Annotated in this window: 20 protein-coding genes and 1 riboswitch; of the genes, 15 read left to right on the top strand and 5 right to left on the bottom strand. The window is 34.6% G+C overall.

What is annotated here, in order from left to right; translation table 11 throughout:
- The first annotated feature begins 134 nt into the window (after positions 1–134).
- From gloA2 to holA, 10 genes are all read left to right on the top strand, one after another.
- Positions 135–515, top strand: coding sequence for an SMU1112c/YaeR family gloxylase I-like metalloprotein (gene gloA2, locus ACTQZM_RS02535; protein WP_047342585.1), 381 nt, complete (start codon positions 135–137; stop codon positions 513–515).
- A gap of 42 nt (positions 516–557) precedes the next feature.
- Positions 558–631: riboswitch (Fluoride riboswitch) on the top strand.
- A 44-nt stretch (positions 632–675) separates the two neighbouring features.
- Complete coding sequence (locus ACTQZM_RS02530) at positions 676–1,896, top strand: chloride channel protein (RefSeq protein ID WP_441652806.1); 1,221 nt, start codon at positions 676–678, stop codon at positions 1,894–1,896.
- Positions 1,897–2,213: 317 nt separating this feature from the next.
- Entirely contained in the window at positions 2,214–2,879 is a 666-nt protein-coding gene (locus ACTQZM_RS02525; RefSeq protein WP_441652805.1) for a 3D domain-containing protein, read from the top strand.
- Between the two features lie 162 nt (positions 2,880–3,041).
- A complete protein-coding gene (locus ACTQZM_RS02520; RefSeq protein WP_047341683.1) occupies positions 3,042–3,308 on the top strand; it encodes an ACT domain-containing protein in 267 nt (88 codons plus the stop codon).
- Positions 3,309–3,321: 13 nt separating this feature from the next.
- Positions 3,322–4,671 carry a PFL family protein gene (locus tag ACTQZM_RS02515; protein ID WP_441652804.1) on the top strand — a complete coding sequence of 450 codons (1,350 nt, stop codon included), beginning with the start codon at positions 3,322–3,324 and terminating at the stop codon, positions 4,669–4,671.
- A 110-nt stretch (positions 4,672–4,781) separates the two neighbouring features.
- Positions 4,782–5,399, top strand: coding sequence for an HAD-IA family hydrolase (locus ACTQZM_RS02510; RefSeq protein ID WP_441652803.1), 618 nt, complete (start codon positions 4,782–4,784; stop codon positions 5,397–5,399).
- A 72-nt stretch (positions 5,400–5,471) separates the two neighbouring features.
- Positions 5,472–6,137, top strand: a complete 666-nt coding sequence (locus ACTQZM_RS02505; RefSeq protein ID WP_441652802.1) for a helix-hairpin-helix domain-containing protein — start codon at positions 5,472–5,474, stop codon at positions 6,135–6,137.
- A gap of 27 nt (positions 6,138–6,164) precedes the next feature.
- On the top strand, positions 6,165–6,635 hold the full coding sequence (locus tag ACTQZM_RS02500; RefSeq protein ID WP_441652801.1) for a ComE operon protein 2: 471 nt from the start codon (positions 6,165–6,167) through the stop codon (positions 6,633–6,635).
- Positions 6,607–8,883: a DNA internalization-related competence protein ComEC/Rec2 gene (locus ACTQZM_RS02495; protein ID WP_441652800.1), complete on the top strand. Its 2,277-nt coding sequence runs from the start codon at positions 6,607–6,609 to the stop codon at positions 8,881–8,883. The genes ACTQZM_RS02500 and ACTQZM_RS02495 overlap by 29 nt, the downstream gene beginning before the upstream one ends.
- Before the next feature lie 54 nt (positions 8,884–8,937).
- Complete coding sequence (gene holA / locus ACTQZM_RS02490) at positions 8,938–9,948, top strand: DNA polymerase III subunit delta (RefSeq protein WP_441652799.1); 1,011 nt, start codon at positions 8,938–8,940, stop codon at positions 9,946–9,948.
- A gap of 42 nt (positions 9,949–9,990) precedes the next feature.
- Here the strand turns inward: holA and rpsT are convergent, their stop codons facing one another.
- On the bottom strand, positions 9,991–10,245 hold the full coding sequence (gene rpsT / locus ACTQZM_RS02485) for a 30S ribosomal protein S20 (RefSeq protein WP_016252275.1): 255 nt from the start codon (positions 10,243–10,245) through the stop codon (positions 9,991–9,993).
- 288 nt (positions 10,246–10,533) lie between these two features.
- Here rpsT and ACTQZM_RS02480 point away from each other — a divergent pair, with 288 nt between their 5' ends.
- Together ACTQZM_RS02480 and ACTQZM_RS02475 are read left to right on the top strand one after the other, a co-directional pair.
- On the top strand, positions 10,534–11,565 hold the full coding sequence (locus tag ACTQZM_RS02480; RefSeq protein WP_441652798.1) for an anion permease: 1,032 nt from the start codon (positions 10,534–10,536) through the stop codon (positions 11,563–11,565).
- 12 nt (positions 11,566–11,577) lie between these two features.
- A complete protein-coding gene (locus tag ACTQZM_RS02475) occupies positions 11,578–12,201 on the top strand; it encodes a DUF47 domain-containing protein (protein WP_441652797.1) in 624 nt (207 codons plus the stop codon).
- Positions 12,202–12,257: 56 nt separating this feature from the next.
- Here the strand turns inward: ACTQZM_RS02475 and ACTQZM_RS02470 are convergent, their stop codons facing one another.
- Genes ACTQZM_RS02470 through ACTQZM_RS02460 form a run of 3 tightly spaced genes read right to left on the bottom strand, consistent with a single transcriptional unit; the run spans position 12,258 to position 14,442 of the window.
- Positions 12,258–13,085, bottom strand: a complete 828-nt coding sequence (locus ACTQZM_RS02470; RefSeq protein WP_113784087.1) for an undecaprenyl-diphosphate phosphatase — start codon at positions 13,083–13,085, stop codon at positions 12,258–12,260.
- A 13-nt stretch (positions 13,086–13,098) separates the two neighbouring features.
- The gene (locus tag ACTQZM_RS02465) at positions 13,099–13,803 is read right to left on the bottom strand and encodes a histidine phosphatase family protein (protein WP_441652796.1); all 705 of its coding nucleotides are present in this window, start codon (positions 13,801–13,803) and stop codon (positions 13,099–13,101) included.
- Between the two features lie 12 nt (positions 13,804–13,815).
- Positions 13,816–14,442 (bottom strand): MBL fold metallo-hydrolase, encoded by a 627-nt coding sequence (locus ACTQZM_RS02460; RefSeq protein WP_171379386.1) that lies wholly within the window; start codon positions 14,440–14,442, stop codon positions 13,816–13,818.
- Positions 14,443–14,641: 199 nt separating this feature from the next.
- On the opposite strand from ACTQZM_RS02460, the gene ACTQZM_RS02455 reads away from it, so the two are divergent.
- Entirely contained in the window at positions 14,642–15,151 is a 510-nt protein-coding gene (locus ACTQZM_RS02455) for a hypothetical protein (protein ID WP_441652795.1), read from the top strand.
- A gap of 64 nt (positions 15,152–15,215) precedes the next feature.
- Positions 15,216–17,546, top strand: coding sequence for an ATP-dependent DNA helicase (locus tag ACTQZM_RS02450; RefSeq protein ID WP_441652794.1), 2,331 nt, complete (start codon positions 15,216–15,218; stop codon positions 17,544–17,546).
- 46 nt (positions 17,547–17,592) lie between these two features.
- Here ACTQZM_RS02450 and ACTQZM_RS02445 read toward each other — a convergent pair whose 3' ends face one another.
- Positions 17,593–18,198, bottom strand: coding sequence for a TetR/AcrR family transcriptional regulator (locus ACTQZM_RS02445; protein WP_113784091.1), 606 nt, complete (start codon positions 18,196–18,198; stop codon positions 17,593–17,595).
- Between the two features lie 209 nt (positions 18,199–18,407).
- Between ACTQZM_RS02445 and ACTQZM_RS02440 the strand changes: the two genes are divergently transcribed.
- Positions 18,408–22,631 carry an acyl-CoA dehydratase activase-related protein gene (locus ACTQZM_RS02440; RefSeq protein WP_441652793.1) on the top strand — a complete coding sequence of 1,408 codons (4,224 nt, stop codon included), beginning with the start codon at positions 18,408–18,410 and terminating at the stop codon, positions 22,629–22,631.
- Positions 22,632–22,639: the final 8 nt, after the last annotated feature.

The following is a 22,639-nucleotide window of genomic DNA, read 5'->3' as shown; positions in this document are numbered from 1 at the left end:
CAAACTAATTATAGCAAAAACATTCACAAACGAAAAGTGCCATTATGTATTCCTTTTCATTTGTCTCAATGCATTGTTTTTTGTAATGGAAATTGCTAGAATGATTAATAAATAAGGAAAGATGTGAGGTTATAATGAATTTAAGTCAAATCCATCATGTAGCAATTATCACAGCAAAATACGAAGCAAGTAAAACTTTTTATGTGGATAAATTAGGATTTCAAGTCATTCGTGAAAATTATCGGGCGCATCGTGATGATTACAAATTAGATTTACAATTAGGTGATTGTGAATTAGAAATTTTTGGTATTAAAAATGCACCTAAAAGACCAAGTTATCCTGAAGCGTGTGGGTTACGTCATTTAGCTTTCAAAGTAGAAAATATTGAGGAAGTTGTGGCAGCGTTAAGTGAAAAAGGGATTGAATGTGAGCCTATACGAATAGATGACTATACGGGTGAGAAGATGACGTTTTTCTTTGATCCAGACGGGCTACCACTAGAACTTCATGAATAAAATAAAAAATGATTGACTCACTCAAATTTGTCGGCTATACTTCCAAATATAGGGAATGAGGTTCTCCCTTGGTTTTTACCTAAACTGCTATTACAGCTGATGACTTCTATGATTTTTTTATCATGGAGTCATCAGCTTTTTTTGTGAAAGGAAGATGAAAGTGAAAAAAATATGGTTACAGTTAAGAAGTTATTATGGTGAGTATCTATTGTTGATTGCGTTGGCTGTTATTATTGGTTTAATTGTCGGTGTGATTGATGCCTATTTTGGTATGGGGTTATTGGCAATTACGGATATTAGAGATGATCATCCGTATTATTTTATTCCATTTTTAGCCATTATTGGGGTGTTCATCATCTTTATGTATCAAAAATATGGAAAGAATAGCCAGCAAGGCATGGGCTTGGTATTTGATGTTGGGCAAAAAAATGCGTCGGATATTCCATTACGTCTAGTACCATTTATTATTGGTGGGACTTGGCTGACACATTTATTTGGTGGGAGTGCTGGTCGTGAAGGTGTTGCTGTCCAAATTGGGGCTACAGTTTCACATACAGTAGGTCAGAAATTAAATCTGAAAAAACATCAAACGACTTTAATCGTGATTGGTATGGCAGCGGGGTTTGCTGGATTGTTTCAAACACCAATTGCAGCGACATTTTTTGCGTTAGAAGTGATGTTTGTAGGTCAATTAGTTTATCCAGCGTTGATACCAGCGTTGATTGCAGCTTTTATTGCAAGTGGGACTTCTCATTTCTTAGGTCTAGAAAAATTTCAAGTGTTTGTTTCCGATGCATTTGCTTTTCATTTTGTAAATTTTGCCAAACTGATGATTATCGGTATAATCTTTGGGCTGACAGGTAGCTTATTCGCTAAAGGATTAGCTTATCTTAAAACCTTTATGGCTGAGAAAATTGTGAACCCTTATTGGCGTATTTTTATTGTTGGTTTTGTCTTGAGTATACTTTTATTACTTTGTCATGGTGGGAGATATGCCGGTTTAGGAACCAATTTAATTGCCGCTAGCTTTTCGGGGCAAACCATTTATTTATATGATTTTATCGCAAAATTATTATTTACAATTGTTACTTTATCAGTTGGATTCCAAGGCGGCGAAGTGACACCACTATTTTCAATCGGAGCATCCTTGGGTATCGTATTAGCCGGTCTTTTTCATATGCCTGTCATTTTAGTGGCTGCTTTGGGATATGCGGCAGTTTTTGGAAGTGCGACCAATACTTTATTAGCCCCTATCTTAATTGGATGTGAAGTGTTTGGTTTTAACTATTTTCCTTATTTCTTTATCGTGTGTGCTTTTGCTTACTTTTTCAATTTTGATCAATCTATTTATGGTAAGCAATTGAAGAAAATCCAAATGTAAAACGATTTCTTTTTTGTAATAATTATTAATGAAGTGAAATATTTACTCATTTTAGGGTAAAAATCACTTCTTTTTTTTATTTTTTTATGCAAAATCATAGGGTTTAACTTCTTTTTTTGCGGAGGTGACAATAAATGAAAATATTGATTTCATAATGTTTATGCCTACTTTTATTAAAAAATCGACAATATCTTGCTTACGTTTAATTAACTTGCAATTTTTCGTTACGTAATTGAAACCTATAAATGCAATTTTTCAGATATGATATTCAACGTTGGTTTACAACATACAACATTGAAGAGGAGAATATACATACAATGAAGACAATTAAAGCACTAGTCATTGGTTTGATGGTGATTGTGTCATTTGGTGTTAGAAGTGTGAATGCACATGCAGAAGAAATAAAACATGTTGTGACTTCAAGCGATACACTTTCGAAAATTTCAGAAAAATATTTTGGGTCAACCGATTTTGTCGATAAAATTGCAAAAGATAATCAAATAGATAATCCAAACTTGATTTTTGATGGTCAAGTATTAAAGATTGAAACGCAAGAATCTGAAGGTGGTATCAAGTTAATTCGTCACAATAAAGTAATTATTGATCAAACACCGAAAGCGACAAAAGCTGAAGAAACCGTACAAGAAAAGCAAGTAGCGGATTCGCAAAACACGCCTGATGAAGTAACTGGAAAAGTTCTGTATATGGAATCAACGGCTTATAGTTCAGATCCAAGAGACAGTTTAGGTGGAGGAACAGTAACGGCAACTGGCCAAAATTTATTAACGAATCCAATGGCTGTAGCAGTTGATCCAAATGTGATTCCATTAGGTACGCGCTTATATGTTGAAGGTTATGGTGAGGCCATTGCTTCGGATACTGGTGGTGCGATTAAAGGTAATATTATTGATGTTCATTTTTCTACATACGAACAATGTATTCAGTGGGGTAGAAGAACAGTCAAAGTAACAATTTTAGATTAATTTATCATTTTCCCTTTTGTTTTTACAGAAGGGATTTTTTTCTTATTGAGGGGATTGTTCGGAAATAGGCGATAATCCATCTAAAAAAAGCTGTTTTTATGAAAGATTTATTTTTAAAGCAAAATTTTTGTGTTATACTGTACAAAAAAAGGAGGACTCGTTATGAGAGCAATTTTAACGGTTATTGGTAAGGATAAAGTAGGTATTATTGCTAAAGTTAGTCAAACCTTAGCAGATTTAGACCTAAATATTATTGATGTCACACAAACAATATTAAATGACTATTTTACGATGATGATGGTGTTAGAATCAAAAGGAAATGCTGATTTTAAGGTTATTCGTGAAAAGCTAGATCAAACGGCCGAACAATTAGGTGTGGATATTCGTATTCAAAATGCTGAAATTTTCGATGCCATGCATAAGTTGTAGTGGAGGGAATACAATGGAAGTAAATCAAATTTTAGAGACGATACGAATGGTCGAAGAAGAAAATTTAGATATTCGTACGATTACCATGGGTATTTCTTTGTTAGACTGTATGGATGAAGATATTGATCGAAGTTGTGAAAAAATTTATCGGAAAATTATAACAAAGGCAGCTAATTTAGTTGCAGTAGGTGAAGCGATTGAATTAGAATATGGCATTCCGATTATTAACAAACGTATTTCTGTTACCCCAATCGGAATTGTTGCTGCGGCTTCTAAGGCTGATGCAAAAGATTGTGTGAAGTTTGCTAAAGTTTTAGATAAAGCTGCCAAAAAAGTGGGGGTTAATTTTATCGGTGGGTACTCTGCTTTAGTAGAGAAAGGTTTCACGGCTGGTGATTTAGCCTTAATTGAATCCATTCCAGAAGCACTAGCGCAAACTGATTTTGTTTGTTCAAGTGTCAATATCGGTTCGACAAAAGCTGGTATTAATATGGATGCAGTTAAATTGATGGGTGAGGTCATCAAAGAAACTGCTGCTAAATCTGATATGGGTTGTGCCAAATTGGTCGTATTTGCCAATGCAGTAGAAGATAATCCTTTCATGGCCGGAGCGTTTCATGGTGTAGGTGAAGCTGATTGTGTCATTAATGTGGGTGTTAGTGGACCGGGTGTTGTCAAAAGAGCGCTTGAAAAAGTAAAAGGTGAGAGTTTTGATATTGTTGCGGAAACGGTCAAAAAAACGGCATTTAAAATTACACGTATGGGTCAAATGGTTGGTAAAATCGCCTCAGAACGGTTGAAGGTCCCTTTTGGCATTGTGGACTTGTCCTTAGCGCCGACACCTGCTGTTGGTGATAGTGTAGCTCAAATTTTAGAAGAAATGGGTCTTGAATCAGTTGGGACTCACGGGACTACTGCAGCACTTGCCTTACTGAATGACGCGGTCAAAAAAGGTGGTGTCATGGCTTGTAATCATGTTGGTGGGTTATCAGGTGCTTTTATTCCAGTTTCCGAAGATGCCGGAATGATTCAAGCGGCGGAACAAGGCTATTTAAATATTGAAAAATTAGAGGCAATGACTGCAATTTGTTCAGTAGGCTTAGATATGATTGCCATTCCAGGAGATACACCAGCGAGTACGATTGCGGCAATGATTGCAGATGAGGCAGCTATCGGCGTGGTTAATCACAAAACGACTGCTGTAAGAGTAATTCCAGCCAATCAGTTAAAAGTTGGTGATACCATCGAATTCGGTGGATTACTGGGAAGTGCGCCAGTTATGAAGGTTAACTCAGCTAGTTCGGATGTATTTATTCAACGTGGCGGACGAATTCCAGCACCAATTCATTCATTCAAAAATTAACAGCATCGTCTTTTTATGGAAATTTTCTGTAAAAAGACGATTTTTTTCTTGAAAAATAAAGCTATTTAGGATAAGGTAAAAAGGAATTATCTTTGAAAGTAGGAATCAAAATGTATCAAAACTTCATTTGGGATTTTGATGGCACATTATTTAATACCTATCCGAAAATGTTGAAAGCTTATGTAAAAACGATGCAACATTATCAAATTTCGATTACGCCATCAGCTATTTACAGAACGCTTAAAACCCAATCATCCAAAGACTTAGCAAACCAATATCAGTTAGATTTTGAAGAATTTGATCAAATATATAAGCAGTTTGAAAAAAGTGATACGAGTAATGTTTCTGCCTATGATGATGCAAAATACATATTAGAAAAAGTGATTGAAAAAGGTGGTAAGAATTATTTACTGACCCACCGCGAAAATGCTTCTGCCAAGGCGTTATTACAAGGTTCACAATTAGATGGACTGTTCGTTGAAATCGTTGGTCCAGAAAATAAATTTCCCCGCAAACCTGATCCGACTTCACTCTTGTATTTAGTTGAAAAATATCAGATGGATAAAACAAAGACAGTCATGATTGGTGATCGACCAATGGACATCGATGCGGGAATTAATGCCGGTGTACAAAGTATTTTTTATAATGATGAGCGACTTTTTAAAATCAAACAGGCCCATCATGAAGTTCACTCATTAACAGAAATAGAAAAATTTTTAGGCGAGTAGTTTATTTATTCGTCTTTTTTTTGACGCTTTTTTTCATTTTTTTCGTATTTATATATTAGAGAGGTGAAAAAAATGCAAAATTGGTGGCGTAAAATAAAAACTTGGCAGCTTGTTGTCGGCGTATGTGGCATAGTTTTGTTAGGTATAGCAGTATTTTTACTTGTTACGCAACAAGAAAAGGAAGACAAAGAATTACTAATTGAGACTTTATCGACTACTGAAGTAACGGTAGACAGCAAAAAAGAGCAAGAGCAAGCGAATAATGAATCTAAATCTACAAAAATTTATGTGGATATTTCAGGAGCGGTCAAACAGCCTGGTGTCTATCAGTTACCAGAAGGGTCTCGGCTTTTTGATTTGTTAAAGCAAGCGGGAGGATTAACAGAAGATGCAGCGATTCAAACGGTAAACCAGGCGATGATTATACAAGATCAACAAAAAATAATAATCTTAACGCAAGCTCAAGCACAGAGTATAGATACAGAAAATATCAATAATAATGGTCATTTGGAGGAAAAATCTGCTGAAAAATCGTCAAAAGAAGATGGAAAAATAAATATTAATCAAGCAGATTTAACGCAACTTCAACAGCTAAGTGGCATAGGTGAAAAAAAGGCTCAAGCAATTATCGACTATCGCAATGAAAATGGTTCATTCAAGACTATTGAAGACTTAGCCAAAGTGACAGGAATTGGTGAAAAGACGGTTGAAAAATTACGTGACTCGATTACAATATAACTAAAAACAAGTTTTGGAGGTGCCAATATGGTAGATCAAAGAATTCCCTGGAATCAGTATTTTATGGCTCAAGCGGTACTGTTATCTTTAAGAAGTACTTGTACGCGTCTGGAAGTTGGAGCTACTTTAGTAAAAGATCGTCGTATCATTGCAGGTGGATATAATGGGGCAGTTAGCGGAGATAATCATTGTATCGATCATGGCTGTTACGTTGTGGATGGTCATTGTATTCGGACCATTCATGCTGAAATGAACGCTTTATTACAATGTGCTAAATTAGGTATTTCAACGGATGGTTCCGAAATTTATGTTACGCACTTTCCTTGTTTACATTGTACGAAAGCTATTTTACAAGCAGGAATTAAAAAAATCTATTATCTACATGACTATCATAATGATCCTTATGCAATCGAGTTAATTCAAAAACTTGGAGTAGAGATTCAACAAGTGAAGTTGGATCCAAAGTATTTTGAAAAACTTACTTCCATTACCAAATAGTTTTAAGCATTGCGATTTTTCATGGATAAACCAAATAGCCTATTGTACGCTTTTTACCGTCTGTAGCTACTATGGCTTGGTTTTATCGCAATTGATATTGTTACTCATAGCAGGATATGTATTCATTTATTTATTATATGCTAGAAAAGTTACTTTATGTATTTTGAGCCTTATTGTACTAATTTTGTGTTTAGGAAGTGGCTATTTGCAAAGACATCAGCAGTCGCCAAGTAGTCAGTTGCTTCAAACGGAATGCCTTATCTATCCAGATTCGGTGACAGTGAATGGTGATTTATTAACGGCAGATGGGCGTATGAAAGGAAAATTAGTCCGACTTCAAATTCAATTAAAATCTGAAAATGAACAGCAAAAGTGGCGAATGGATGCCCCTAGCTTTACCCGTTTATCTTGTACGGGTCGTTTTCAGTCAGTAAATACTTCTCGTAATCAGCATGCCTTTGATTATGAGAAGTATTTGCAAGATAAAAATTATTTCGGCTTGTTTGTGGTTGAAAAATATTACGTGCTTTCTGGTTCAGCTTGGCAAACTTTGCTATCTCAATTACGTTTTTATTGCATAAAGCAAGTACGTGAACAATTATCAAGAAAAGCAAGTCAATACGTGCAAGCTTTGGTCTTTGGATATAAAAATCAGGATTTTCAAGAAATGCAATCTCTGTACAGTATGAGTGGTATTTTACATTTATTTACGATCTCAGGTATGCATGTCATTTTCTTTTTGGGATTATTTGATTATTTTTTTCGTCGCCTTCATTTATCTTTTGCGCAAAGAATGCTACCGTTTATTATTTGTGCATTGACGGCTATGTTTTTATTTGGTATTTCGATGAGTGTTTTACGAGCAACTTTTACGTATTTACTCACTTATTTACTGAATCATCTTTCTATCAAGTTATCCCGTTTAGATCGATTTAGCATCGTCCTCTTAATTTTAATGGTTATATTTCCAAATACCCTCTTAGTGTTATCAGGTCAGCTATCACTACTTGTCTCATTTTTGCTGATTTTTATACCGAATGCAAAATCAAAATGGCAGTCGCTTCTTTTCATGCAATATTTACATGTATTAACTGCACCATTTTTGTTTTGTGTCTTTTTTCAATGGCCGATTTTAGGTGGGATATTAACCGCTGTTTTTTCCTATCTATTTACTTTTCTTTTATTACCTTATTGTTTTGGATTGTTTCTACTAACTTTTATCCCACCATTGCTGCCATTTTTTAATCTGCCTTTTGATTGGATTGTCAAAGGAATCGAGTATAGCTTACAATTTTTAGTGAATTTTCAACTTCATTTTGGGACTATCCCTAGTTGGTTGGTCGGTATTTGTTTGATTTTAGGATTATTATTCCTGCAATCAAGCTATCATTATCTTGTGCCGGTTATCTGTCTGTTCTTACCTTTTTTATATTTTTCATTTACGCATCTGTTTGCGCGTGTGACTTTTGTAGATGTTGGGCAAGGGGCGTGTAGTGTGATCCAGAGCGCATTTAATCAAGAAGTTATTGTAATTGATACTGGTGGTAAAATAGTAATGGAGAAGAAAGGGTGGCAAAAAAGAAAATCAAAGCCGAATTGTAACTATTCATTAGTGCCATATCTCAAAGGTGAGGGTATTCACCGTATTGATGCACTGGTTCTTTCACATGGAGATATGGATCATATGGGTGATTTGTTGCCTATATGCGAACAATTTAATGTTAAAAAGGTTTATCTAACAAAAGGTGCACATCATAATGAAAAAATTAACCAAAAATTAAAGCAGCTTCCAAAGCAAACAAAGATTTATGAAGTTTTAGCCAATCAAATTATCGGTCAAAAAATCCCATTACAGGTTTTAGCGCCTAGTAAAGCTGGTTTAGGAGAAAATAAAGATTCTATGGTACTTTACACGAAAATTCATACGCTATCTTTCATGTGGACGGGTGATTTACCTAAAGAAGGTGAGGTTGAGTTGATAAGGAAGTATCCTACACTTAAAGTGGATATCTTGCATGTTGGACATCACGGAAGCCATACTTCAACAGATGCAACCTTTATTCAACAGATTCGGCCACAAATGGCTATTATCTCGGTCGGTGAGAAAAATCGTTATGGTCATCCTCACCAACAGACAATCCAAACGCTAAAAGAAAACCATGTGCAAATTAGGCGAACTGATCAGCTTGGCATGATTCAATATCGTTGGCATTTTTCTTCGCACATTAAGGAATATCTTGGACATTAATTTACTAAATTTGTTATAATGTATGTAGAAAAAATTGGGAAAGGAAATATTTCATTGAGTATACAACAGTCATTACAGGCTATTTCGCAACAAGCACTGGCTAATCTTTATTTGGTAAGTGGCCAGGAAAAGTATTTAATTGAAGAAGTCAAAAAAGCATTTATGAATCGTTTAAATGTACAAGAGGATGATTTAAACTTTGCTGCTTTTGACGGGGAAGAAGTAGATATGCAAATTGTACTTGAGGAAATCCAAGCAAGTCCTTTTTTTGGCGATTATCGGTTAGTCTTTTTAGAGCATCCCTATTTTTTAACAAGTGACAAGCGTGCCATAGAGGAAGAACAGTTAAAACAATTGATTCACTATTTCCAACAACCGAATGAATCGACAATATTTGTTTTATTTGCAGATTATCCAAAATTGGATGAACGCAAAAAAGTGACAAAAGCATTAAAGAAAAATGCAAAGATTATTGATGTGCAATATTTAAAAGAAAATGAAGTACGACAATATTTTCAACATTTTTTAGAAAACGAAGGTATGACATTTCCTAGAGAAGTGCTGGAATATTTTTTGAAACAATGTGATTTTCAACTTTCTAGAGTGATTCAGGAATATCAAAAGTTACATTTATTTTTAGGTGAGGACAATCAAGTAAGAAAAAATGATATTGACCGATTAATACCTAAAACCTTAGAGCAGAACATTTTTGAATTATCCCAATATATATTGGATCATCAAACGAATTCAGCTTTGCAATTATTTCATGATTTGAGCATTCAAAATGAAGAGCCGATTAAACTAATCGCAATATTAGTTGGCCAATTTCGTTTACTCATTCAAGTGAAATATTTGATGAAACAAGGGTATCATCAAGGAAATATTGCGGATATGCTGAAAATCCATGCTTATCGTGTGAAATTAGCGATGCAAGAGGTTAGAAAATATCAAATGCATGATTTATTACACTTATTTGATCAATTAGTCGAGTTGGATTACCAAATAAAGTCTGGTCAGGTAGAAAAAAACTTTGCCTTTCAAATGTATTTATTAAAAAATTGCTAAAAAAAACCACGGTTGTTAACCGTGGTTTTTTTATCGATAGCATTATTTAGCTAATTTTTTGCTTAAACGAGATTTATCACGACCAGCTTTGTTTTTGTGGATTAATCCTTTTGATTCAGCCATGTCGATCGCTTTGATTGCTTCTTTGTGTAACTCAGCTACGTTTTCAGCACCAGCTTCAACAGCTTGTTCGAATTTCTTAACAGCTGTACGCATTGCGCTTAATTGAGATGAATTCTTAGCATTAGCAGCTTCACTTGTACGAACACGTTTGATTGCAGATTCAATGTTTGGCATTTATTTCACCTCCGATAATTAGTTCTTATACGAATTTCGTATAAATCAACAATTGTCATTATACCTAATGGCGGCACGCTTTGCAACAATAAGTTGTAAAGAATTTTTACTTAACACAAATTTTTTTGTTTTTGATGAAGGAATGATTAAAATAGATAGATATTTACAACAATAGTTACGATATTTTATTTAAATGAGAAACTTTTTAGATAATTGTTTAAAACTTTCTTAAGGTCAAATATACACATCTTTCTTTTTTTATGCTATCATAACAAGTGGAGTAAATTTATGGTGGTGAATTATTTGAGTATTGCACTATTTGTAACCGTTGCCCTTGTATTAGGGGTGATTTTTGTTAACGGTTGGACAGATGCACCGAATGCTATTGCTACAGCAGTCTCCACAAGAGTTTTAGCTCCTAATTTTGCAATTTGGATGGCTGTAGTGATGAATTTTGCGGGTGCCTTAGTAATGACATATTTTAATGCTCAAGTTGCCGAAACTATCAGTAATATTGTGAGTTTTGATGCACAAGGGATACAGGCTGCACAAGTCGCCTTAGCCGCTTCATTGTTTGCAATTGTTGTATGGGCGGTCGCAGCTTGGTATTTTGGTATTCCAACAAGTGAATCGCATGCGTTAATTGCCGGTCTAACTGGAGCAGCGATGGCCTTGGGGGGACTAAATGCAGTAAATGTTAATGAATGGATTAAAGTCATTATTGGACTAGTCGTTTCAACTATTATGGGATTTTTTGGTGGTTACTTATTAACTAAATTATTAGTATTAATATTCCAAAATGTTCCTCGAAGAAAAGCAAACAAATTCTTTACAATAGGTCAGGCGATTTCTGCTGCTGCTAATGCCTTTTTACATGGTGCGCAAGATGGTCAAAAATTTATGGGCGTATTCATGTTAGGATTATTTTATAATGGGCTAGCAGATAAAACGGGAAATGGTTTTACAATTCCACTTTGGGTGATGGCGCTTTGTTCGATTACAATGGGCATAGGAACCAGTGTTGGTGGTATGAAAATCATTAAGTCAGTAGGTATGGATATGGTTAAGTTAGAAACTTACCAAGGTTTTTCAGCAGATTTAAGTGCGGCGATATGCTTATTCTTAGCTTCTGTATTTGGTATTCCAGTTTCAACAACCCATACGAAAACAACAGCCATCATGGGTGTTGGTGCCTCTAAACGCTTGAGTAGTGTGGATTGGCGAATTGTTAAAGAGATGATTTTTGCTTGGGTAATGACATTCCCAGGTTGTGGAGTTATTGCTTATGTAATGGCTAAGTTTTTTGTAGCTATTTTTTAAGGAGAATTGATTATGGCAAGAAGAAAAAAATACGATTATTTTAAGACATTAGAGAATATTGCAGAGAATGGCTATAAGTCAGCAGAAGTATTGGAAAAAATTATGCAAAATTATTCTCTTGACCATTTAGAAACTGAATCAGAATTAATCCATCACTTGGAAAAAGAAAATGACAGATTAATTTTAGAATTAACTAATGAATTATATGATGCCTTTATTACACCGATTGATCGTGAGGATATCATGCTGCTAGCTGAATCACTTGATGATATTTTAGATGGAATTAATGGCATTACATATATGTTTGAGAATTTATCCATCAGAGAATTACGTCCAGATACTGATTTATTTGCGAACTTAGTTGTCAAAGCTACAAGAGGTGTTTTAGACGCAATGCGTGAATTCCCTAAATTTAAAAATTCAAAAAATTTACGTGATTTACTAAAAGTTGTGAGAAATACTGAATCTGAAGCAGATCGATTATTTAGTCGTTTGAAAAAAGAATTATTCTCTGGAGATAATGATTTGTTGGAGATTATCAAATGGAAAGAGATTTATGAGCGTTATGAGTTGATTTCAAATAGTACTGAAAACGCAGTAGATTTAATTGGTAATTTAATCATTAAAAATACTTAGTAGCTTATACAAAAAAGTAGCTTATCAAAATTGATAAGCTACTTTTTTATGCTCAATTAAAAAATCATTGTTAAGATAATAATACTTCCTAAAATGATACGATACCATCCGAAAACGGAAAAATCGTGTTTTTTAATATAATCCATTAAGAACTTAATGACTAAAACAGAAACGATGAAGGATACAACCATACCTGTTAATAAAATGAAAGTTGATTGTAAGTCAAAGAAGTTACCGTTTTTGATAAATTTAAAAATCTTAAGTCCACTTGCACCAAACATTGTTGGAATTCCTAAGAAGAAAGAAAATTCAGCGGCCACATATCTTGAAGCGCCAATAAGGATTCCACCTAGAATAGTTGCACCTGAGCGAGAAGTTCCTGGAATTAATGCTAAAACTTGGAAGACACCAATCATAATCGCTGCTTTGTAGGTGAAACGATTTAAATCAGTACATTTAGGTTTGATATTGCGATTACGATTTTCAACCCAAATAAATCCAATACCATAAATAATAAGCATTAGCGCTACGGGAAATGGTTTATAGAGATGAGCATCTAACCAATCATCAAATAATAGCCCGATAATTGCTGAAGGAAAACAAGCGACAACTACTTTTAGCCATAAATCCCAGGTTTGTTTTTGTTCTAGTTTACTTTTTTGTTGATCAAAAGGGTTTAGTTTATTAAAGTATAAATATACAACTGCCATAATCGCCCCTAATTGAATGACTACATTAAACATCGAAGTAAATTCTTTACTGATTTGCATTTTTAAAATATTATCAACAAGAATTAAGTGTCCGGTACTACTAATAGGAAGCCATTCTGTGATTCCTTCTACGATACCAAGGATGATTGCTTTTATAAAATTTGCAAAGAACATCTAAAAATCCTCTCTATTCCGTTTTTTCGGAAAGTTTAGCTAAACCATTTTCTTTAAAAGATTTATCACCAATTGTTTCGATACTAAACTGTCCATTTTCATAGTTTAAAATAGAAATTGAGCCATTGTCAATATCAATTCTTAAACCATTTGATTCATCGACCAAATGCATTAAAAAGGCAATAGTTAAGCCATGAGAGACGATTAGAGCTTTACCACCGCCTTGTTTTTCAACACGATAAGCGATATCTTCGAAACCTGTTAAGACACGGTTTTTTAGTTCATCATATGTCTCAGCCCAATTTGCTGTATCTGCTTCATAGATAGCTTCACAAATTTCTTTGTAGCTGACTTGATTTGCGATTAATTCATCATAGGTACGATAATTTAAAACACGAGGTAAAACACCCCACATTTCAGCATCATATCCGCCTTCAAGTGAGCCAAAATTCCATTCTCGAATTCTAGGATCTATGTGATAAGGAATGTTTGCACCGTTTTTATGTTTTGAAAGTAAAATGCGCATTGTTTGAATCGCACGTCCACTATCACTTGATACAGCTTCAACAAAATCAATATCTTGAATCCCAATTCCTGTACCTTCTATTCCATGGACACCAACAGCAGTAAGCGGCGTATCACACCAGCCTTGAACGCGTTGTAAAGTGTTGAACATTGTTTTTCCGTGACGTACAATATAAAGTTGTGTTTTAGCCATAAGAATCTCCTCCTATTTGAAACCTCTTAAAAATGGATTGGTTTGCTTTTCGTGAATGATTGTTGTAGGTAATCCATGCCCTGGATATACTGCAAAATCGTCGGGTAAAATTAGTAATTGCGTTTGAATGCTATGAAGTAATTGTTCAAAGTCACCAGTTGGCAAATCAGTACGTCCAATGCTGCCGTTAAACAAAGCATCACCAGATACAACAAAAGTATCGAAAATAAAACTTACAGAACCGTAAGAATGTCCTGGGGTTGGGACGACTTTAAAATGAATACTTCCTAATTGATAGTCGGTCATTTCAAATAAATAATCCGCAGGTCTAGCAGTTATACGACCAAATTCTGGATGATTTCCTGAAAGATTCATTACCGGATCAGATAGCCAAGCGTTTTCTAGTGGATGGACATATACTGGAATCTGATAATAATCACGTAAAGTATCAACTGCACCGATATGATCATAATGAGTATGTGTTAATAAGATTGCTATTGGTTTAATTCGAATTTCTGAAATCAATTGAATAATCTGGGGAGCATCTTCGCCCGGATCAATAATTAAAAGTGTATCATCGTTATATACAAGATAACAATTTTCTTGAATTGGGCCAGTAGCTAGTCCTTTGATATGCATGCAAATTCCTCCTTTGTGACGAATACAAATATAGTATATCTTAAATCGAGATTATAAACAATGAAAGTGAAGGGAATTTAGAATTTTATAATTATCTGAAAACAAAATAATAATTTGTTTATAGTCAGTTAAAAATATTCTATAAAAAAATATTTTATACAATATTTTGCTATAATATTTAGTAAGGTGGGTGGTAGTAATGAAAAGAAATTATTTTTTAATTGTTTTCGTATTTGTATTGCCATTGCTTTTGGGTGGATGTAAAGAAAAAGAACAAAAAATTAGTCCGGTTAAAGCAACTACCAGTCAAATCAACAAGCAAGATAATCTGACAAATGATTTTATGATTATGCAAATTGATAATCAAGGTTTTCCGCAAAGTCAAGGAGTATTTGATTATAAAAAAGGTGTCTTGCATATCGTTAAACAATATATTCCTGAAATTCAAAGTTCAGAAGAAGATACGATGCTACAAGAAAAACGCAACTTTCATCAAAAAATTGATGAGGATTTTCAAAAGACATTTCCTAATCAGAATTTTGATCAAGAACCTTATTCAGTTTATCAGCGTTCCATAAAAAATTGTAAAATCACTGATGACGGGAACCATCTTTATATTCATTCGAGTGATTATAGTATTCGGTTTGATTATGTGACTGAAAATACGTTAATTGATGAGAATTATGTAGAGTATCAAATATATCGATAAATGAGCAGACTGTCTAGCGTGTTTGCTCATTTTTTGCTAGACTGAAGTTGAAAGTAGGGATAGGATGCAAAGTAAAAGAATTTCAGTCAGAGAGTTAGTGGCTTTTGTTCATAATGAAGAAAGTATTGATAATAGAAAACAAAGTAATCATACTGCGCTTGAAGGAAGTAAGATTCATCGTAAACTGCAGCAATCAATGGATGATAATTATCAATCGGAAGTTACCTTGAAAACTGTTTATCAAGGGGAACAATTCGATATTCAGCTAGAAGGTCGCTGTGATGGGATATGGCAAAAGGAAAATCAAATCATTATCGATGAAATAAAGACCGGTGAACTCGCTTTTGAGCAATTAGAAGAAGCGACTCTCCAGTTATTTATGGCACAGGCAAAAATCTATGCCTACATTTATGCCATGCAAGAACAGCTAGAAGAAGTTGTTGTGATGGTACGCTATTTTTGTACACAAGATGAAAAAATCGATGAATATAAAAATACGTGTAGTTTTGATGAATTAAATAGCTACTTTCAAGAGACGATGAAAGAATATGAAAAATGGCTCATATTCTTAGATAAATATCGGCAAAATCGACAAAAAAAGTTACAAGCATTAAAATTTCCCTATGACAATTATCGAAAAGGGCAGCGAGAATTATCTATTGCAGTCTACCGAACATTATCCCAAGAAAAATGTTTGTTTATGGAAGCACCCACGGGGACCGGAAAGACTCTGTCAACTTTATTTCCCGCATTAAAAGCCATGGGTGAATACAATCAAGGACGCATTTTTTATTTAACTGCCAAAACGATTACAAGACAAGTCGCGTTAGATACGATGAAATTATTTGATGACCAACAGAGTGAACTTAAGACCATTGAGATTTCAGCTAAAGAAAAAATTTGCTTCATGAATGAGTGCAAATGTAATCCGGATTATTGTCCCTTTGCAAAAAATTATTACCAAAAACAAAAATTAGCGATTTGGGATTTATTAAATAATGGGTATTTCTATTCCCGTGAACAAATTAGTGAAGTTGCAAAGAAATATGAATGTTGTCCTTTTGAACTTAGTCTTGATTTAAGTCTGTATTCAGATGTCATTGTGTGTGATTATAATTATCTATTTGATCCACAAGTCTATCTGAAACGCTTTTTTGAATTACAAGAAACGGATAGCTATTTTCTTGTTGATGAAGTGCATAATCTTATTTCAAGAGCAAGAGAGATGTATTCTAAAGCATTAAGTTTACAAACAATCAAAGACTTTAAGAAGTTTTTACCGAAGCAAAAGCGCAAACACCATAAAATTCTTCAACAATTTATAGAATATAGCGATGATACAAAAAGACTTTTAAAAAACCAAAACTATATATTTCAAAAAGAACTGCCGGATAAATTAATCGACCTGGGTTATCGATGGAGTGAATATTTTCGTGATTTTTTATTTGAGTTAAAAGAAGATATCCCTACTTGGGTGCAAAATCTTTACTTTGATCTGATGAGTTTTTTAAAAATCTCGGAATATTATGATGACCATTTTACGTTTTTAGTAGAATTGGTTAACCATGAGTTGCAATTTAAAATTTTTTGCTTAGATCCAGCACACTTAATTAAGGAAAAGTTGGATTTTGGCAAGGGTAGTGTATTGTTCTCAGCAACATTATCACCAGTTTCTTACTATCAAAATTTATTAGTAGGACATACAGATGATTTATCGTTTAGACAATCTAGTCCCTTTGATCAGCATCAATTTCAAGTATTGGTTGCTGATTATTTGCCAATGACTTACAAATATCGAAGTCAAGTTTTAGATCCTTTGTGTGAATTGATTCAAAAAGCGACGGAAATCAAAGCGGGTAATTATTTTTGTTTTTTCCCTTCTTTTTCATATATGGAAGAAGTCTATCAGCGCTATATGCAGTTGTATCCTGATGCGGATGTACTTCTACAGGGTCGTGACTTGAAAGATTTGGAAAAAGAAGCATTTTTGGCCAATTTTCAGCCACAAAATGATCATGTCATGCTTGGTTTTTGTGTATTAGGTGGGGTGTTTTCAGAAGGGATAGATTTAAAAAAGAACCGATTAATTGGCTCAATCATTGTTTCTGTTGGCTTGCCACAAATTTCCAAAGAACAAGAAGAATTAAAGAGATATTTTGATGAGAAAAATCAGCAAGGCTTTTATTATATCTATCAACTACCTGGATTTAATAAGATGATGCAGGCGGCAGGCAGGGTGATCCGAACTGAAGAAGACCGAGGGATGATTCTATTAATCGATCAACGCTTTAGTCGTAACGATTATATGCAGCTTTATCCTTCGCATTGGTCAAAAGGTGTAGTTGTGCATGATTTATCTAGTATGTTAAATCAGTTGAAACAATTTTGGTATTAAAAGACGCTCAACAGTATGAATGGTAGACATATTGTTGAGCGTTTCTTTATTCTTTAATTTGAATACCTAACACTTTTAAATGATTGCTACCGACTAGTTTAATAATTAATTGCGCCATTTGTTTAGGAGAAAAACTGATTTCTTGATTAATCCACCAGTGTAAACTTGCCATGAAGGTTGCGCTCATATATTCAATAATAAAATCAATTGGGACGATAAAGTCTTTTTCTCTGATTTCTACTTGGTCAAAAATATTGGCATAAGTGGAGCGAAGGATTTGACTGATTTGTTTGCGTAATTGTTCATTGCCATGCGCATTCAAGACTGTTTTAAAAAAGACGCGATTTGCTTGAATTTTCTCAAAAATATGCGTGATGATTTGTTCAATGGTATGTAATTGTAATTGATTGGTCTTGCCAAGTTGGACAGGAGCTAAAACCATCATAAATTGCTCGACCGCTTCTTTAAAAATATAATCATAGACATCTTGTTTGTCTTTAAAGTGAGCGTAAAAGGTTGCACGATTAATCATCGCTTGGTTGGCAATATCTGAAACTGTAACGTGTTCATAGCCTTTTTCCTCAACAAGATTAATAAAAGCCTCTAAAATCATTTTTCTTGTTCTTTTTGTACGTAAATCTTCTTTTTTCAATTTTTCTCACCAAATTTCAATTTTTTTCAACAAATAATCATCGTCTGTTGCTTATCTCACAAATGCATTTTTATTGTCGATTGCTTTTTTAATCATGAATTTTTAAAATATATAATGTATTATATCAAACACTTTGCTCAATATTCAACAGGTGTTGGAAATCTAATTTATGATTATTGATGATAGTTTGAAAGAAAAAGGGTGGAAACATGAGAATAGGAATTGATGTTGGCTCAACGACAGTCAAAGTGGTCATTTTAAATGAGGATAAGCAACTCATATTTAAAAAATATCAAAGACACTTTGCTGATGTGGCAAATTGTGTATTAGATGTCTTAAAGCAAGCACAAAAGGTATATGATGGTCCGGCACAATTAACAATCACTGGTTCAGCTGGAATGGGATTAGCTGAAATATTGGATTTAGCTTTTGTGCAAGAAGTGATTGTCTGTACGGAAGCGATTGAACAAAAAATTCCTCAAACCGATGTCGCTATTGAATTAGGTGGCGAAGATGCAAAGATTACTTTTTTTGAAGGTAGTTTAGAACAAAGAATGAATGGGAGCTGTGCTGGCGGGACAGGAGCATTTATCGATCAAATGGCTGCACTATTACAAACCGATGCCGTTGGTTTAAATGAGTTAGCAAAAAATTATGAACAAATTTATCCGATTGCTTCTCGCTGTGGGGTATTTGCTAAAACCGATGTACAGCCTTTAATCAATGAAGGTGCTTCTAGAAATGATATTGCGGCCAGTATTTTCCAAGCAGTTGTGAATCAAACAATCGCTGGTTTAGCGAGTGGCCGAAAAATTAAAGGAAATGTTGCTTTTTTAGGCGGTCCATTAACTTTCTTATCTGAGTTACGCCATCGTTTTATCGAGACCTTACAATTGCTGCCTGAACAGGTTATTTTCCCGGATGATTCACAGTATTATGTCGCGATTGGTGCGGCTATTTTAGCAAATAATGGACAAACCAGAACGATTGATTCATTGATTCAACAATTAGAATCACAGAAAAATGCCAGGGTGAGTGTAAGCCAGACGCTGCCCCCTTTGTTTAAAGATCAAGTAGAATTGGCTGAATTTCAAAAAAGGCATCAGGAAAGTACTGTCTCTTACCAATTACTTTCTCAGCAAAAAGGACCGTTGTTTTTAGGGATTGATGCTGGCTCAACCACGAGTAAAGTTATCTTGATTAATGAAGAGTCCCAAATTTGCTATCAATCGTATGGCAATAATAAAGGTAAACCATTGGAAAGTGTCATCGAAGTCATCCAAGACATTTATCAAAAATTACCTGAAGATTGTTATATTGCTAAGTCTTGTGTCACTGGGTATGGCGAACACTTGATTAAACATGCATTGAAACTTGATTTAGGGCAAGTTGAAACCATTGCCCATTATAAAGCAGCGAATCATTTCCAACCGGGCGTGGACTTTATTTTAGATATTGGCGGTCAAGATATGAAGGCGATGACCATAAAAGACGGAGCTTTAAGTGCAATTCAACTCAATGAAGCTTGTTCATCAGGTTGTGGTTCATTTATTGAAACTTTTGCTAAGAGTTTAAATTATAACATTGAAGATTTTGCCAAAATTGCTCTTACTTCTGCTCATCCGGTTGACTTAGGTTCTAGATGTACAGTCTTTATGAATTCAAAAGTAAAACAAGTCCAAAAAGAGGGGGCAAGTGTCGCGGATATTTCAGCTGGACTATCCTATTCAGTCATTAAAAATGCCCTATTTAAAGTGATCAAAGTCAGAAAGCCAGAAGATTTAGGCGAAAAAATCGTTTGTCAAGGCGGTACTTTTTATAATGATGCTGTTTTACGTGCTTTTGAATTATTATCTGGTCGCCAAGTCATCCGTCCGAGTATTGCTGGGTTAATGGGGGCATTCGGTTGTGCGCTGATTGCTTTAGAAAATGCGCAAATTGATGAAAAATCTCAAATGGCTACACAAGAAGAATTAGATCACTTTACTTGTGAAAAAGAATTTACGCATTGTGGTCTATGTGAAAATAATTGTATGCTAACTGTCACACTTTTTAACGATGGCCGTCAATTTATTACTGGTAACCGTTGTGAACGTGGGGCTAAAATCAAAATCCCTAAAGAAAATCGTCGCACCAATTTAGTGGACTATAAGTATCGCCGACTATTTAGATATCGCTCATTAAAAGATAAAGAGGCAGTATATGGTACATTAGGTATTCCTCGGGTGTTAAATATGTATGAAAACTACCCATTATGGCATACAATCTTCACTAAAGTTGGGTTTAAAGTCGTTTTATCGCCGCGTTCGAATAAAGAATTGTTTGAAAAAGGGATTGAAACGATTCCAAGTGATACGGTTTGTTATCCTGCTAAGTTAGTTCATGGACATATTCAAGCGCTTATTGAACAAAACGTCGATCGGATTTTTTATCCAAGTGTTGTATTTGAGCAGAATCAATTTGCCGATGCCCAAAATCATTTTAACTGCCCGATTGTCCAAAGTTATCCAGAAGTTATTGCAAATAATTTTGATGAAATTAGAGCAGGAAAAGTAGATTATCGTCATCCTTATTTCGATTTATCTAAACCTGAAGTGGTTGCCCAAAATCTAGCTGAATGTTTTAATGATTTTCCTATTTCCATAGAAGAATGGCAAACAGCGGTTACTGAAGGATTTGCAGAATTAGCTAAGTGTCGACAAGATATCCAACAAAAAGGAGAAGACTTGCTTGAAAAAATGTTGCTAAAAAATCAACGAGGCATTGTTTTGGCAGGTCGGCCTTACCATTTGGATCCAGAAATTCATCATGGGATTGCAGAAATGATGATTCAAGAAGGTTTTCATGTGTTTACAGAAGATAGTATTGCGCATTTAGGGGATGTTGAAAAATTACGTGTAGTCAATCAATGGATGTATCATTCGCGGTTATATGCTGCGGCTAAGGTAGTAAGCCATACACCGAGTCTCGAACTTGTACAATTGAACTCTTTTGGCTGTGGGATTGATGCGGTAACCTGTGATCAAGTGCAAGAAATTTTAAATCGTCATCATCGACTATATACTGTTTTGAAAATTGATGAAGGAACTAATTTAGGTGCTGTTCGGATTCGCCTACGTTCTTTAAAAGCTGCGATTGATGAAAGAGAACAAAAATCGATGCTTGATTATAGCGAAGTTGTCGTGCCAGATTCGATTGTGTTTACCAAAGAAATGAAGAAAAAACATACCATACTTTTACCGATGCTCAGTCCAATTCACCAAGAAGGTTTACTAGACCAAGCCTTTCAAGCGTGTGGTTATAATGTCGTATCTTTACCGACTGAAAATTCTCAGGCTATTGATGTGGGGTTACGTTTCGTGAATAATGATGCATGCTATCCCGCAATTATTTCCATTGGCCAATTATTAGAAGCACTGCAAAGTGGAGAATATGATTTAAATAATACTTCTGTCATGTTGACGCAAACAGGTGGTGGTTGTCGCGCTACGAATTATATCCCGTTGTTGCGAAAAGCATTAAGTGATGCAGGGTTTGCCCAAATTCCTGTTATCTCACTATCAATGGGAAATAAAGGTGTTGAATCCTCACCAGGCTTTAAATTAACGATTCCGCTCGTCAAACGAATAGCGCTTGCTGCGATGTATGGTGATTTATTCGAACGTGTGGTATATCGCACAAGACCTTATGAAAAAAATCAAGGGGAAGTTAATCGCTGGTATGAACATTACTTAGAAATTGCAAAAGAAGATGTTCGTAAGGGTTCGTTTGCACGTTTTAATCATCATATGAAACAAATTATTCGCACTTTTGATCAAATTGAACTTCTAGATATTGTAAAACCACGTGTCGGTGTCGTGGGAGAAATCTTAGTGAAGTATTCTCCAATCGCGAATAATAATATTGTCGAATTGCTAGAATCAGAAGGAGCTGAAGCAGTTGTTCCTGATTTGATTGGCTTTATGAACTATTCTTTATACAATCAAGTTTGGCGCAGTAAGCATCTTGGTCAAAGTAAACAAGCACAATATTTGTCTAGTTTAGCCCTTAAAATTATTGAAGAATTAGAAAAACCGATGCATAAAGAGTTAGAGAAGTCTCAACGATTTGAAGGTATTGCTTCGATTAAACATCTAGCACAATCGACGCAAGAGTATATCTCGATTGGTAGTCATACAGGAGAAGGTTGGTTCTTAACAGGCGAAATGATTCATCTGTTAGAATCAGGTGTGGATAATATCATTTGTATGCAACCATTTGGCTGTTTACCAAATCATGTCGTAGGTAAGGGGATGCTTAAAACCTTACGTGAGTCTTTCCCAAATGCAAATATTACGGCTATTGATTACGATCCGGGAATATCGATTGTGAATCAGTTAAATCGTATTCGTCTAATGTTATCAACTGCCAATAAAAATTTACAAAAAACATAATAGTTATC

Source organism: Enterococcus cecorum (genome assembly GCF_052119425.1).
Lineage (GTDB): Bacteria > Bacillota > Bacilli > Lactobacillales > Enterococcaceae > Enterococcus_E > Enterococcus_E cecorum_C.
This window is presented reverse-complemented; position numbering and strand designations above follow the sequence as displayed.

Coding starts and splice junctions, on each gene's coding strand:
- gloA2 (WP_047342585.1), top strand. CDS start 135: ATGAATTTAAGTCAAATCCATCATGTAGCAATTATCACAGCAAAATAC.
- ACTQZM_RS02520 (WP_047341683.1), top strand. CDS start 3,042: ATGAGAGCAATTTTAACGGTTATTGGTAAGGATAAAGTAGGTATTATT.
- rpsT (WP_016252275.1), bottom strand. CDS start 10,245: ATGCCAAACATTGAATCTGCAATCAAACGTGTTCGTACAAGTGAAGCT.
- ACTQZM_RS02465 (WP_441652796.1), bottom strand. CDS start 13,803: ATGGCTAAAACACAACTTTATATTGTACGTCACGGAAAAACAATGTTC.
- ACTQZM_RS02470 (WP_113784087.1), bottom strand. CDS start 13,085: ATGTTCTTTGCAAATTTTATAAAAGCAATCATCCTTGGTATCGTAGAA.
- ACTQZM_RS02510 (WP_441652803.1), top strand. CDS start 4,782: ATGTATCAAAACTTCATTTGGGATTTTGATGGCACATTATTTAATACC.
- ACTQZM_RS02525 (WP_441652805.1), top strand. CDS start 2,214: ATGAAGACAATTAAAGCACTAGTCATTGGTTTGATGGTGATTGTGTCA.
- ACTQZM_RS02455 (WP_441652795.1), top strand. CDS start 14,642: ATGAAAAGAAATTATTTTTTAATTGTTTTCGTATTTGTATTGCCATTG.
- ACTQZM_RS02515 (WP_441652804.1), top strand. CDS start 3,322: ATGGAAGTAAATCAAATTTTAGAGACGATACGAATGGTCGAAGAAGAA.
- ACTQZM_RS02460 (WP_171379386.1), bottom strand. CDS start 14,442: ATGCATATCAAAGGACTAGCTACTGGCCCAATTCAAGAAAATTGTTAT.
- ACTQZM_RS02480 (WP_441652798.1), top strand. CDS start 10,534: ATGGTGGTGAATTATTTGAGTATTGCACTATTTGTAACCGTTGCCCTT.
- ACTQZM_RS02505 (WP_441652802.1), top strand. CDS start 5,472: ATGCAAAATTGGTGGCGTAAAATAAAAACTTGGCAGCTTGTTGTCGGC.
- ACTQZM_RS02500 (WP_441652801.1), top strand. CDS start 6,165: ATGGTAGATCAAAGAATTCCCTGGAATCAGTATTTTATGGCTCAAGCG.
- ACTQZM_RS02475 (WP_441652797.1), top strand. CDS start 11,578: ATGGCAAGAAGAAAAAAATACGATTATTTTAAGACATTAGAGAATATT.
- ACTQZM_RS02440 (WP_441652793.1), top strand. CDS start 18,408: ATGAGAATAGGAATTGATGTTGGCTCAACGACAGTCAAAGTGGTCATT.
- ACTQZM_RS02450 (WP_441652794.1), top strand. CDS start 15,216: ATGCAAAGTAAAAGAATTTCAGTCAGAGAGTTAGTGGCTTTTGTTCAT.